Source organism: Janthinobacterium agaricidamnosum NBRC 102515 = DSM 9628, from assembly GCF_000723165.1.
In the GTDB taxonomy this organism is placed as follows: domain Bacteria; phylum Pseudomonadota; class Gammaproteobacteria; order Burkholderiales; family Burkholderiaceae_D; genus Janthinobacterium; species Janthinobacterium agaricidamnosum.
The window spans coordinates 3,279,267-3,291,428 of sequence record NZ_HG322949.1 but is presented as its reverse complement, the minus strand read 5'-3'; the positions used below and the strand labels follow the sequence as shown (position 1 = coordinate 3,291,428).

The following is a 12,162-nucleotide window of genomic DNA, read 5'->3' as shown; positions in this document are numbered from 1 at the left end:
TGGGCAGGATGCGGTTAGTTGGCGTACAGCGGATTGGCGGCGACATAGACGGTGACCTTGCCGCTGGCCGCGCCGGCCGGGGCGATTTGCGCCAGGTCGAACGACGCTTCGCGGCGCAGCGTGGCGAAGTGGTAAGTGAAACTGCCGCCGTTGAGCTTGAATTCCACGGTTTCGCCATTGCTGACGTTGACCGATGCGGTATCCGGGGTGATGCTGACCTGGCGCTGTGCGGCGCTGGCCGGCGCGGCGCTGCCATATGGCGCATCGTGGACGGTATTGGTTTGCGCGCTGGCGGCGAAGCTGGCGGGCAGGGCGGCGCACAGGATGGCGGCGCGGAACGATTTACGCATGATGTGTTTTCCTTTAGTGTGGTTGATGTGTACGATTTGGCGATCGATGGCGTGCAGTATGGCTGGAGCCGGCTGACGGGAACATGACTCGCGTATTACACATTTGTAATCCCCGCCGCGTCGTAAACACCGACAATACGGACTCGGGAAAGGTAAAAATCATGAAAATACTGGTGGTGGAGGACGAGCCCAAGGCCGGCGACTATCTGCTCAAGGGGCTGCAGGAATCCGGTTATGTGGCCGACCTGGCCCGTAACGGCGCCGATGGCCTGAACCTGGCGCTGGAACAGGAATACGATTTGATCGTGCTCGACGTGATGCTGCCGCAAATGGATGGCTGGTCGGTGCTGGCCGGGCTGCGCGAGCGCAAGGATACGCCGGTGCTGTTCCTGACCGCGCGCGACGATGTCAGCGACCGCGTCAAGGGACTGGAACTGGGCGCCGACGATTACCTGGTCAAGCCGTTCGACTTCACCGAATTGCTGGCGCGGGTCAAGACCCTGTTGCGGCGCGGCCCGGTGCGCGAGGCCGAACTGTACCGCGTGGCCGACCTGGAAATCGACGTGCTGCGGCGCCGCGTGACGCGCCAGGCGACGCGCATCGAACTGACCGCCAAGGAATTCGCCTTGCTGCATCTGCTGGTCAAGCGCCAGGGCGAAGTGCTGTCGCGCACCCGGATCGCGTCGATGGTGTGGGACATGAACTTCGATTCCGACACCAACGTCGTCGATGTCGCGATCCGCCGCCTGCGCGCCAAGATCGACGATCCCTACACCTGCAAGCTGATCCACACGGTGCGCGGTTCCGGCTACCTGCTGGAAGAGAAAAGCTGATGCATTGGTCGCATCGTCGACGCCGCCCGCTGTCGATCACCTTGCGCCTGGCGCTGTTGTTCGCCTCGATCGCGGTGCTGACCTTCGTGGCGGTGGGCGCCTATCTTTACCAGACGCTGGCCAGCCAGATGTCGTACCGCGACGACCTGGAATTGATCGGCAAGGTGACCCAGATCCGCCATGTGCTGGGCGAATTGCCATCGTTGCAGGCGGTCGGGCAAGGGCCGCGCGCGCTGCTCGACACGCTGTTCGGGCAAGACGATTTCGTGCTGAGGGTCAGCGCGCCGGACGGCGCGCCATTGCTGCAGACCGCGCCGGCGTCGCGTCCGCTGCCGGCCGGCGACAGCGTGCCGGCCCGGCGCAAGCCGACCGTCGCCGACGTGCGCGACTGGACCCCGGCGGCCGGCAGCGGGCGCATGCTCAGCGCCGACGGCCTGGTCGGCACCCATCACGGCGCGGCGGGCCAGCCGGTGCGCATCACGCTGGCGCGCGAACGCTCGGACCGGCTGAAAATGCTGCGCCGCTATGCCAGCGACTTGCTGTGGGCGCTGTGCATCGGCGCGGCGCTGGCTACCGCGCTGGGGTTTGTCATCGCCCGCTACAGCATCCGGCAACTGCGTTCGGTGGCCGGCAAGGCCAACGACATCAGCACCAACCGCCTCAACACCCGCTTGTCGGTGCGCGATGCGCCGGTCGAATTGCGCGAGCTGGGCCTGGCCTTCAACGCCATGCTGGACCGGCTCGAAGACGGCGTGCAGCGCCTGTCCGGCTTTGCGGCCGACCTGGCGCACGACTTGCGCACGCCGCTCAATACGCTGATGCTCGAAACCCAGGTGGCGCTGTCGCACCCGCGCAGCAACGAGGAGTACCAGGCGCTGCTGGTGTCGAACGCCGAAGAATATGAACGGCTGGCGCGCATGATCGAAAACACGCTGTTCCTGGCGCGGGTCGACAACGCCCGGATGGCGCTGCAGCGCGAACGGCTGGAGCTGGATGGCGAACTGCGCCGCATCCATGATTATTTCGAGATGCTGGCCGACGACGCCGGCGTGCGCCTGATCGTCGAAGCCTCCGCCATCGTGCTGCACGTCGATCCGGTGCTGTTGCAGCGCGCGGTCGGCAACCTGGTGTCGAACGCGATCCGCCACACCCCGCGCGGCGGCGCGGTGAGCCTGTCGGCGCGCCGGGTCGGCAATGGCGTGGAACTGGCGGTCAGCAATAGCGGGGCCGGCATCGCGGCCGTGCACTTGCCGCACATTTTCGACCGTTACTACCGGGCCGACCCGGCGCGCGGCGCGGCGTCCAGCTCGGCCGGCCTGGGATTGGCCATCGTGCGCGCCATCATGACCCTGCACGGCGGCACGGTGCGCGCCGACAGCCCGCCGGGCGGCGGGACCACGTTTTTCTTGCTGTTCAAGGATGCTTGAAAGCTGCTTCAACCTTCCTGCACGATATCGATCGCCAGCTTGCCCTGCGCACTGCCATCGCTGGCGGCATGGTAGGCGCCGGCGATGCCGTCGAGGCCGAAGCGGCGCGGGTCGGTGCGGATCGTGACCTTGCCCGCTTCGATCAGGCCGGTCGCTGCGCGCAGGATGGCGCCGTGGCTGGCGCGGCCTTTGCCGCTCAGCAGCGGCAGCAGCGTGAAGACGCCGGAATAGGTGGCGGCGCGGAACGACAGCGGCGCCAGCGCATGGGTGCCCCAGCCCAGGCAGCTGACCACGTGGCCGCCGTACAGGCGCGCGGCGCGGAACGCATGATCCAGCGTGGCGCCGCCGACGGTGTCGTAGACGATGTCGTAGCCGTTGCCGCCGGTGTATTGCTCGACATACTCCGGCGGCGTGAGGTTTTCGTAATCGATGGCGGTGGCGCCGGCCGCTTCGATCGCCGCCTTGCTGGCGGCCTTGCCGGTGGCGTACACGGTGGCGCCGAAGGCGCGCGCCAGTTGCACCGCGATGTGGCCGACGCCGCCGGCGCCGCCATGCACCAGCACCGTGTCGCCGGTCTGGACCCGGGCCCGGTCGACCAATCCTTCCCATGCGGTGATGAAGATCAGCGGCACGGTGGCCGCCTCATGCATCGACATGTTGGCCGGCTTGATGGCCAGCAGGTCGGCGTCGAACGCGCCGTATTGCGCCAGCGTGCCCGGCACGCCGCCGACGCCGCCGGCCATGCCGTAGACTTCATCGCCGGGCTTGAACTGGCTGACGCCGGGACCGACCGCTTCCACCACGCCGGCCACGTCGATGCCGGGTATCGACGGCAAAGTCACCTTGGCGTGCGCCGCCTGGCCGGCGGCGATCTTGAGGTCGAGCGGATTGATGCCGCTGGCGTGGATGCGCACCAGCACCTGGCCGGGGCCGGCGACCGGGCGCGCCACCTGTTTTAATGGGATCGGGGCGCCGAAGGTTTCCAGCACGGCGGCGGACATGGTTTGATGGTTAAGATGGTCGGACATGGCAGCTTTCCTGGTAGTGGCGCCGGACGGAATGTGCGGCGGCCGATGCAGGCAGTGTAGGTCGTTCTGGGCAGCAGAAAAACCGGCCTGGCAGGGATGCACTATTTCGAAAACGTAAATAATCGCTAGAATAGGCGTTTCATCATCAATCGAAAGCGCCGCCATGGATCGTCTGGACGCCTTGAAGGTATTTTGCGCAGTGGTCGAGTCGGGCGGGTTCAGCAAGGCGGCCGGCAAGCTGGGCATTTCAACCTCGTCGGTGACCAACCAGGTCGCCGCGCTGGAACAGCATTTTCATGCCCGCCTGCTGAACCGCACCACGCGCAGCATGTCGTTGACCGACGAGGGCCGCCAATGCCATCAACACGCGCTGCGCCTGCTCGGCGACATGGCCGAACTGGAAAGCAGCTTGCAGCAGGCGGCCGGCACGCCGTCCGGCGGTTTGCGGGTCGACCTGCCGAGCAGCATCAGCCGCAACCTGGTGGCGCCGGCACTGCCGCGCTTCCTGGCCGCCTATCCCGGCATCAAACTGCGCCTGACCGTCAGCGACCGCATGATCGACATGGTCGAGGAGGGTGTCGACGTGATGGTGCGCATCGGCGACCTGGCCGATTCCAGCCTGGTCGCGCGTTGCCTGCTAAAAATGGAATATATCTGCTGCGCGTCGCCGGACTTCGTCGCCCGGCATGGCGCGCCGGACACGCCGGACGACCTGGCGCGCTTGCCGTGCCTGAATTTCCTGTACCCGAAATCGCGCCAGGTACGGCAGTGGATGTTCCGCCATGATGGCGCGCACGGCGGCCAGCCGTATCCGCAGACGCCGCCCGGCATCATCGATTTCGACCATATCGAATCGATGATCACCGCCGCGCAGGCCGGTTGCGGCATCGTGCAGGCATTGTCGGTGTCGGTGCTGGAGCCGATCCGCGACGGCACGCTGCTGCCGCTGCTGCCGGCCTGGCGCAGTCCCGGCCCGGACGTATCGGTGCTGACGCAGGCGCGCCATCATCGCGCCGCCAAGGTCAAGGTGTTTGTCGATTTTCTTGCCGAGTTATTTCAGAAAGTCGCATGACATCGATCAAGTCAGGCAGGCGCGGCTGGGCAGCGGATGCCCAGCCGCATGCAAGTCATCTCAAGGCTTCAGATTCTTGAAGATGTTGGCGGCAAACGCCAGTACGCTGACCGCGGCGACGATCTGCGATACCACCAGCACCGGTAACACCTCGAGGTGGCCGAATAAAAGAAAACCCAGGGTCACCATCATGACCGGCAGCGCCAGATTCATGGTCCAGAAATGAAATTTCGCCAGGCGGCTTTGTCCAGCCTTCGGAAATACGCTGTAAATCAAGCCCGCCAGCGCCATGCTGGCCCAGCCCAGCAAATTCACATGCGCGTGCACCGGCTGCAGCGTCAGGTTTTCGCTGGCCCCCATTCCGATGCCTATCGCGATACCGATAATCAAATAGACGACCGCCACCTTCAACCAGATCACCCCCGCCATGGACGGGGGGGCGAATGGGGCGCGTAATTCGTGTTGCATGTAAGCTCCATCAAAAAAAAGCATAGGAAAATAAGTTCCAAATAGAAACTTAAATTTACCATGTGCAATTAAGTATAGCAGCTCCCTAGGGCTTTTCTGGGCTTTTCGCAGCTGCATCAATGTGTTTGTTTCGGGTGTTGCTTATATTCTGCCGGGCTGTATTTTGGTGCGATGGAGTGATGCGGATTAACGCTGCATGACGGAAGAAAAACGGTGTGTATCGATGTAATTGTCGATGCCGATATCGACGCAACTTCAAGCGTACTGCCAGCCAGGGGCGAGTGCGCTATTTTTGAGTGTTGAGCGGCCGGATTACTTGATCAGCGCCAGCGCATCCCGAAAGCGCGGGTGGCGGCAATCGCGCAGCCATTCAAAGGCCAGCATTTCCACCGTCACCAGTTGCGCGCCCAGCTTGTCCAGCCGGGCCAGCGCCGCATCGCGGTCGCTGGCCTTGCGCGAACCGACCGCGTCGATCGCAATAAAGACCTGGTAGCCCAGTCCGATCAGCCCGACCGCTGTTTGCAGCATGCAGACGTGGGCTTCGCAGCCGGTCACGACGATGCTGTTGCGGCCGGCCGGCAGCAGTTCCTGCAAGCCGTCGGCGCAGGCGCCGAAATGGTGCTTGTGCAGCGTGTGCCGGCACAGTGCCGCGATGGCTGGCGCGTTCGGCCCCAGCCTGGCGGGATTTTGTTCGGTGCCCAGCACCGGCACGTCGAGCAGGCGGGCGATGCCGGCCAGCCGGATATTCTGGGCCAGCACCGCATCCGCGTCGTGTATCGCCGGCATCAGCCGGCCTTGCAAGTCGACGATCACCAGCACCGATTGTTTTGCATCGATCAGCATGCATCATGCTCCTGTCGTTTTTTTGCCGCGCCTGGCACAGCGGCGTATGGTTCAGGGCAGCGCCTGCGCCGCCGCCAGTTCGGCCCGCGCCTTGTCAAGCTTGCCCTGCAATTTGGCGATCTTCTTTGGCGAACGGTTTTGCGATTGCGCCAGGCTCAGCGCCTGTGCGGTTTGATTGACCTTGTTTTGCGCCTTGATCACCTTTTCATTGTGTTTTTTATCGACGTCGTCGTCGCGGCAATTGGCATTGACGGCGTCCAGCGCCGCCGTCAAGCCGGCCAGCCGCTCCGGCTGGCCTTCCGCCTGGCGTATCTGTTCCCTGACTGCCTCGCGCTTGGCGGCGCAGCCGGCCAGCCTGGTTTCGGCGTGGGTCTCTGCTATGGAGCACACCATGGCGCTGGCCAATAAGGCAGCGCTGATGGCCTTCGACGGTGTTTTCACGATGGTCTCTCCCGATAACGTTGAGGTGATCGTAGAATAACAAAGAAAGCACTCACTGCAACGTTTTCCGCCAAATACAGGCGCCGCTGGATGGCGCCATTTGAGCCGTGATATGATATTTGTTATCGATAACAATTCTTTGACGAGACATTAACATGAATCCTGATTTCCGTTCGCGCGAGATGCTGCTGGAGCATATCGGCGACACCATGCGTTTTTATCATCCGCGCTGCATCGACGCCAGCGGCGGGTTTTATCATTTCTTCATGGATGACGGCAGTATCTACGACGAAAGCACGCGCCACCTGGTCAGCAGCACCCGTTTCATCTTCAATTTCGCGATGGCTTACCGCCAGTTCGGCAAGCCGGAATACCTGGAAGCGCTGCGCCATGGCCTCGCTTTCCTGCGCGATGTGCACCGCGACGCCGATAGCGGCGGTTATGCGTGGCAGCTGGCGTGGCAAGACGGTAAAAAGACTGTCCTCGACGGTAACAACCACTGCTACGGCCTGGCCTTCGTGCTGCTGGCGTATGCGCACGCGCTGCAAGCCGGCATCCCGCAAGCGCGCGCTTATATCGATGAAACCTTCGAATTGATGGAGCAGCGTTTCTGGCAAGCGGATTTCGGCCTGTACGCCGACGAAGCGAGCGCCGACTGGGGCACGCTGGACGCCTACCGCGGCCAGAACGCGAACATGCATACCTGCGAAGCGATGCTGGCGGCGTTCGAAGCGACCGGCGAAGCGCGTTTCCTGCACCGCGCCGAAACGCTGGCGCACAACATCACGGTGCGCCAGGCGGCGCTGGCCGGCGGCATGATCTGGGAACATTACAAGCCGGACTGGTCGGTTGACTGGGAATACAATCTGCACGACAAGAGCAATATCTTCCGTCCGTGGGGTTACCAGCCGGGCCACCTGACCGAGTGGGCCAAGCTGCTGCTGATCATGGAACGCCACGCCGCCTGGCTGGCCGGTTCGCCGGACTGGCTGGCGCCGCGCGCCAAACAGTTGTTCGACATCGCGCTGGACAAGGCCTGGGATGCCGAACATGGCGGTATTTTTTACGGCTTCGGCCCGCAAGATGAAATTTGCGACAGCGATAAATACTTCTGGGTGCAAGCCGAGAGTTTTGCCGCCGCCGCCGTGCTGGCCGCGCGCACCGGGGAAGACAAATACTGGAATGCCTACGACAAGATATGGGACTACAGCTGGCGGCACTTTGTCGACCATGAATATGGCGCGTGGTACCGCATCCTGAGCGCCGACAATAGCAAGCACACGCAAGAAAAGAGCCCGGCCGGCAAGGTCGATTACCACACCATGGGCGCCTGTTATGAAGTGTTGAACGTGATCGGCGGTGCGCAATGACGACGGTAAATGGCTTGCCAAGTTTCGTATCGGCCGGAGAAGCGCTGACCGACATGCTGCGCAGCGGCGCCGAGCAGTGGACCAGCCAGGTCGGTGGCTCGACCTGGAATGTGGCGCGGGTGATGGCGCGCCTCGGCGTGCCGAGCGCCTTCGCCGGCGCGGTCAGCCGCGATGTGTTCGGCGATGCGCTGGCCCGCGCCACCGAAGCGGCCGGCCTGGACATGCGCTTCCTGCAGCGCTACGCCAAGTCACCCTTGCTGGCGATCGTGCATGAACTGAGTCCGCCGCAATATTATTTCATCGGCGACGACAGCGCCGACCTGCATTTCGACGCATCGCTATTGCCTGAGCAGTGGCGGCAGCAGGCCTTGTGGGTGCATTTCGGCGGCATCAGCCTGGCGCGCCAGCCGCTGGCCGGCAAGCTGGTGGCGCTGGCGCAGCAATTGAAGGCGGCCGGTGTCAAGATCAGCTACGACCCGAATTTCCGCGTCTTCATGGATCAGGAGTACGATGCGACCTTGCGCCGCATGACCGGGCTGGCCGACGTGGTCAAGGTATCGGACGAGGATTTGCAAGGGCTGTTCCGGCACGACGACATCGAAGCGTCGTTCGAGTTGCTGCGCAGCTGGAATCCGCAGGCGACCTATCTGTACACCCGCGGCGCGGCAGGCGCGGCGCTGTACCGGGGCGACCGCATGTGGATGGCGGCGCCGCCTGAAATCGACGTGATCGATTCGGTCGGCGCCGGCGACGCCAGCATCGGCGGCTTGCTGTACAGCCTGATGTACCGGCCGCAGCACGATGGCGGCCAGCACTTGCGCTTTGCCGTCGCCGCCGGCGCGGGCGCCTGCCTGGGCGCCGGCGCGTCGCCGCCGGCGCTGGAACTGGTCGAACGGCTGTTCGAGGCCAGCGTATTATCGTAAGCCGGAAGAGCCGCGTTCCAGCAGCGTAAATTCCAGCAGCTGGTGGCGCGCCAGCGGCGCCTTGCCGGCGCGGGCCAGACGGATTTCCTCGATGGCCAGCAGCACCGCGCCGCGCGCCATGTCGGCGATCGGCTGATGGATGGTGGTCAGTTCCGGCCAGACCGTGGTGGCGATCGGGGTGTCGTCGAAACCGCAAATGGTCAAGTCGCGCGGCACCTGCAATTGCAGGCCGTGCGCCACCGCCAGCGCGGCCGCCGCCATGTCGTCGTTGCTGGCGAAGATGGCGCTGGGCCGGTCCGCCGTTGCCAGCAGCCGGCGCGCCGCGTCCAGTCCGGAGCGGTAGGTGAAATATCCCTGCACGATCCTGTTCGCCGGCATGGCCAGGCCGGCTTCGTCCATCGCATCGAGGAACGCCTGTTGCCGCAACAGCGCCGGCGTATGTTGCGGGTCGCCCTTGATGAAGGCGATGTCGCGGTGGCCCAGCTTGACCAGATGGCGCGTCATCGCCAGCGCGCCCTGGTAATCGTCGATGCGCACCGCCGACATGCCGTGGAGCGGGCGGGCCGTAGCCACCGCCACCGCCGGCATTCTTAATTCTTTCAGTTGTTTCAGCGCGGCGGCCGAGTCGCACAGCGGCGGCGGCACCAGCACGCCGTCGGCGCCGGCCGCCACCAGCTTGCCGATCGCCGCCTGCTGGCTGGCCAAATCGTCGCAGCGTTCGAGCAGCAGCTGGCCGCCGCTCTGGCTGCACTGGTCCATTGCGCCGAGCAGGAATTCGCTGAGGAAGGCAGGGCTGGGATTGCTGTACAACAGGCCGATGCGCAAGGTGCCGCTGCGCGCCGCGCGGGCGGCCAGGTTGGGCTGGTAGTGCAGTTGCGCGATGGCGCTGTCGACCTTGTCGCGGGTCTTGGCGCTGACGCCGGCGCTGCCGGTGATGACGCGCGACACCGTCATCGCCGACACGCCCGCCAGGCGGGCGACATCGTGGATGGTGGCGCCGCCGGGAGTGGCGGGCTGCTTGGTTGCTGGCATGCGCTGGTTTGACGGTGGCGACGTCGTGATGAATTTATCGCATTATATGACGCTATGACGCCGCCGCCATCGTGTTACTCCAGGTGTCCGCCAAATTTCAGTTTGCCGCTGATGCGCATGCCGTGCTGCTGGCCCTGTTCCAGCTGGATCGCGCCGCTGCGCTGCGCGGTATCGCGCCGCGCCAGGCCGACCGACAGGATATCGAGCATCATCAATTGCAGCAGCCGCACGATCATCGGCACGAAGTTCAGGTTGCCTTCCTGGTGGTTCACGGCCAGCAGCACGTCGGCCAGCTTGGCCAGCGGCGAGCCGCTGGAGGTAATCGCCAGCACCTGCGCGCCGCAGGCGCGCGCGGCCTTGACCGCGCGCAGCAGTTCCGGCAGTTCGCCGGAACGCGAAATCACCAGCGCCACGTCGCTCGGCTTGAGCAGGCCGGCGCTCATTTCCTGCGCCTGCGGATCGGGAAAATACGTGCTGACGATGCCCAGGTTGAGCAGTTTTTGCTGCATGTCCTCGGCCACCACGCGGGCGCTGCCGACGCTGAGCAATTCGACCCGGTTGGCGTTGCGCAGCAATTCGATGGCGGCGGTCAGGGCCTTGACGTCGAGCATGTCGCGCAGCGCCAGCGCCGCCGAGGCATTGTTGCCGAGGACTTTGCGTGCCAGTTCGGCGTCGGTATCGGAAATCTCGACGTGGCAATGGGCCACCGTGATGGCGCCGCCGGTGGTCAGGCCGGACGCCAGCTTCAGCTTGAAGTCGGCCAGGCCCTGCACCCCGATCGAGCGGCAAAAGCGCATCACGGTCGGCTGGCTGACGCCGATGCGGTGGGCGATTTCGGCGATCGGCAGCGTCAGCATGGCGTTCGGCTCTTTCAAGACCCAGTCGGCCACCTTGCATTCGGAAGGACTCATGCGGCCGCGCGCCTGGCGCACGGTTTCCAGCATCGGCGCGCCGCTGTGGGCGCGTTTCAGCTTTTGCGCCAGGATCGCCGCGATGCCGAGGAAGGTCGGCAATTCGGCGATGATCAGATAGGTCGGGATTTGCGCCAGGTAGTCGTTCAGGCGGCCCTTTTGTTCGAAGCGCGCGCGGAACTGCGATTGCGCGAACAGCGGCCCGAGGCGCGGCACGATGCCGCCGCCGATATAGATGCCGCCCAGCGCGCCCAAGGTCATCGCGACGTTGCCGGCGATCGAGCCGAGGATGGCGCAAAAACATTCGATCGATTCGAGGCAGACCGCGCATTCGCCGCTGAGCGCGCGGCTGGTGATTTCCGCCGCCGCCAGCGGTTGCACGTCGGGCTTGCCGGCCCGTTCGGACAGCGCGCGGTAAATCAATTCCAGGCCGCGTCCGGACGCCAGCCGTTCGGCCGACACGTGCGGCAGTTCGCGCCAGGCGAAGGCCAGCACGTCCATTTCGCGCTGGTCGCACGGCGCAAAGCTGACGTGGCCGCCTTCGCTGCCAAGCGCGATCCAGCGGTCTTCGGCCGGGATCATGCCGGACACGCCGAGGCCGGTGCCCGAGCCGAGCAAGCCGATCACGCTGTCGGCGCGGGCAATGCCGCCGCCGATCTGCAGCCGCTGGTCGGTGCGCAAGTGGGGCAGGGCCATCGCCAGCGCGGTAAAGTCGTTGACCACTAATAAGGTATCGAGGCCCAGCGCGGTGCGCATTTCCTCGATCGAGAAAAACCAGTGATGGTTCATCATCTTGATGACGTCGTCGTCGATCGGGTTGGCGATCGCGATGGCGGCGTGGCGCACGCGGGCCGCGCCGACCGCCTTGGCTTCCGCGCTGTCCATATAGGTAGTGATGGCGTCGAGCAGCGTAGCATAGTCGTCGCAGGGCAGCACGGCGACCGCTTCCAGGTGGCCTTGCCGGGTTTCCAGCACGAAGCGCGCGTTGGTGCCGCCGATGTCGGCCAGCAGGCGCGGACCGTCGCTGAAGCGCTCGGACGGATCGCCGATGGCGGTGTCGATTTTCTCGTCTATTTTCATGGGATTTTTTTTGTCTCTTCCTGCGCTATGTCAACGCATGGGTTTTTTGGCCGCTTTGGCGGCGCTGTTTGTTATGGGCAAAAACCAAGGATTCTAAGTCTTATCTTGTCGCCGTGCATAGCTAAACACGGCGCTGCTACTCGGTGCGCAACACAGTTTACGTGGCAAAAAACTACGCAATCAAGCTTATCCCGAAAAGTCGTAGGATTACAACATAATCTGTTGATATTTGTTCGTAGTATAGTTACTATATCTCTGTCGGAAATGATTCTGGCCAGTAAATTCCAAAATGGAATTACTAGATAAAAAATAATTCACCGAGGAGACACACCATGCTGCATCGCACGATGTTGAAAGCGTTACCTGCCGCCCTGACTTTAGCCG

The 12,162-nt window shown here is 64.0% G+C and carries 12 protein-coding genes; 5 read left to right on the top strand and 7 right to left on the bottom strand.

Features of this window, described 5'->3' with window-relative positions; genetic code table 11:
- Positions 1–14: 14 nt before the first annotated feature.
- Positions 15–350 carry a CzcE family metal-binding protein gene (locus tag GJA_RS13970; RefSeq protein ID WP_051780842.1) on the bottom strand — a complete coding sequence of 112 codons (336 nt, stop codon included), beginning with the start codon at positions 348–350 and terminating at the stop codon, positions 15–17.
- A 161-nt stretch (positions 351–511) separates the two neighbouring features.
- Here GJA_RS13970 and GJA_RS13965 point away from each other — a divergent pair, with 161 nt between their 5' ends.
- Complete coding sequence (locus GJA_RS13965; protein ID WP_038493208.1) at positions 512–1,183, top strand: heavy metal response regulator transcription factor; 672 nt, start codon at positions 512–514, stop codon at positions 1,181–1,183.
- The gene (locus tag GJA_RS13960) at positions 1,183–2,610 is read left to right on the top strand and encodes a heavy metal sensor histidine kinase (protein ID WP_038493206.1); all 1,428 of its coding nucleotides are present in this window, start codon (positions 1,183–1,185) and stop codon (positions 2,608–2,610) included. Before GJA_RS13965 ends, GJA_RS13960 begins: the two co-directional genes overlap by 1 nt.
- An 8-nt stretch (positions 2,611–2,618) precedes the next feature.
- Here the strand turns inward: GJA_RS13960 and GJA_RS13955 are convergent, their stop codons facing one another.
- Positions 2,619–3,638, bottom strand: a complete 1,020-nt coding sequence (locus GJA_RS13955) for a zinc-dependent alcohol dehydrogenase family protein (protein ID WP_038493204.1) — start codon at positions 3,636–3,638, stop codon at positions 2,619–2,621.
- Between the two features lie 163 nt (positions 3,639–3,801).
- Between GJA_RS13955 and GJA_RS13950 the strand changes: the two genes are divergently transcribed.
- Positions 3,802–4,710: a LysR family transcriptional regulator gene (locus GJA_RS13950; protein WP_038493202.1), complete on the top strand. Its 909-nt coding sequence runs from the start codon at positions 3,802–3,804 to the stop codon at positions 4,708–4,710.
- A 60-nt stretch (positions 4,711–4,770) separates the two neighbouring features.
- On the opposite strand, the gene GJA_RS13945 is transcribed toward GJA_RS13950, so the two are convergent.
- The 3 genes from GJA_RS13945 to GJA_RS13935 all read right to left on the bottom strand — a co-directional run bounded on the left by GJA_RS13945 (position 4,771) and on the right by GJA_RS13935 (position 6,462).
- Positions 4,771–5,178 carry a cbb3-type cytochrome c oxidase subunit I gene (locus tag GJA_RS13945; RefSeq protein ID WP_144241538.1) on the bottom strand — a complete coding sequence of 136 codons (408 nt, stop codon included), beginning with the start codon at positions 5,176–5,178 and terminating at the stop codon, positions 4,771–4,773.
- Positions 5,179–5,490: 312 nt separating this feature from the next.
- On the bottom strand, positions 5,491–6,021 hold the full coding sequence (locus tag GJA_RS13940) for an isochorismatase family protein (protein ID WP_038493198.1): 531 nt from the start codon (positions 6,019–6,021) through the stop codon (positions 5,491–5,493).
- A gap of 51 nt (positions 6,022–6,072) precedes the next feature.
- Complete coding sequence (locus GJA_RS13935) at positions 6,073–6,462, bottom strand: DUF1090 family protein (protein WP_144241537.1); 390 nt, start codon at positions 6,460–6,462, stop codon at positions 6,073–6,075.
- Between the two features lie 155 nt (positions 6,463–6,617).
- On the opposite strand from GJA_RS13935, the gene GJA_RS13930 reads away from it, so the two are divergent.
- On the top strand, positions 6,618–7,832 hold the full coding sequence (locus GJA_RS13930; RefSeq protein ID WP_038493196.1) for an AGE family epimerase/isomerase: 1,215 nt from the start codon (positions 6,618–6,620) through the stop codon (positions 7,830–7,832).
- Positions 7,829–8,755: a carbohydrate kinase family protein gene (locus GJA_RS13925; RefSeq protein WP_038493194.1), complete on the top strand. Its 927-nt coding sequence runs from the start codon at positions 7,829–7,831 to the stop codon at positions 8,753–8,755. The genes GJA_RS13930 and GJA_RS13925 overlap by 4 nt, the downstream gene beginning before the upstream one ends.
- Here GJA_RS13925 and GJA_RS13920 read toward each other — a convergent pair.
- Positions 8,747–9,787 (bottom strand): LacI family DNA-binding transcriptional regulator, encoded by a 1,041-nt coding sequence (locus GJA_RS13920; protein ID WP_081905411.1) that lies wholly within the window; start codon positions 9,785–9,787, stop codon positions 8,747–8,749. The genes GJA_RS13925 and GJA_RS13920 overlap by 9 nt on opposite strands.
- 74 nt (positions 9,788–9,861) lie before the next feature.
- Positions 9,862–11,778, bottom strand: a complete 1,917-nt coding sequence (locus GJA_RS13915; protein WP_038493193.1) for a glucokinase — start codon at positions 11,776–11,778, stop codon at positions 9,862–9,864.
- Positions 11,779–12,162 lie beyond the last annotated feature (384 nt).

Bases quoted from the DNA above. Each gene is read 5' to 3' on its own strand.
- GJA_RS13960 (WP_038493206.1), top strand. From the start codon at position 1,183: ATGCATTGGTCGCATCGTCGACGCCGCCCGCTGTCGATCACCTTGCGC.
- GJA_RS13970 (WP_051780842.1), bottom strand. From the start codon at position 350: ATGCGTAAATCGTTCCGCGCCGCCATCCTGTGCGCCGCCCTGCCCGCC.
- GJA_RS13920 (WP_081905411.1), bottom strand. From the start codon at position 9,787: ATGCCAGCAACCAAGCAGCCCGCCACTCCCGGCGGCGCCACCATCCAC.
- GJA_RS13915 (WP_038493193.1), bottom strand. From the start codon at position 11,778: ATGAAAATAGACGAGAAAATCGACACCGCCATCGGCGATCCGTCCGAG.
- GJA_RS13965 (WP_038493208.1), top strand. From the start codon at position 512: ATGAAAATACTGGTGGTGGAGGACGAGCCCAAGGCCGGCGACTATCTG.
- GJA_RS13930 (WP_038493196.1), top strand. From the start codon at position 6,618: ATGAATCCTGATTTCCGTTCGCGCGAGATGCTGCTGGAGCATATCGGC.
- GJA_RS13925 (WP_038493194.1), top strand. From the start codon at position 7,829: ATGACGACGGTAAATGGCTTGCCAAGTTTCGTATCGGCCGGAGAAGCG.
- GJA_RS13950 (WP_038493202.1), top strand. From the start codon at position 3,802: ATGGATCGTCTGGACGCCTTGAAGGTATTTTGCGCAGTGGTCGAGTCG.
- GJA_RS13940 (WP_038493198.1), bottom strand. From the start codon at position 6,021: ATGCTGATCGATGCAAAACAATCGGTGCTGGTGATCGTCGACTTGCAA.
- GJA_RS13955 (WP_038493204.1), bottom strand. From the start codon at position 3,638: ATGTCCGACCATCTTAACCATCAAACCATGTCCGCCGCCGTGCTGGAA.
- GJA_RS13945 (WP_144241538.1), bottom strand. From the start codon at position 5,178: ATGCAACACGAATTACGCGCCCCATTCGCCCCCCCGTCCATGGCGGGG.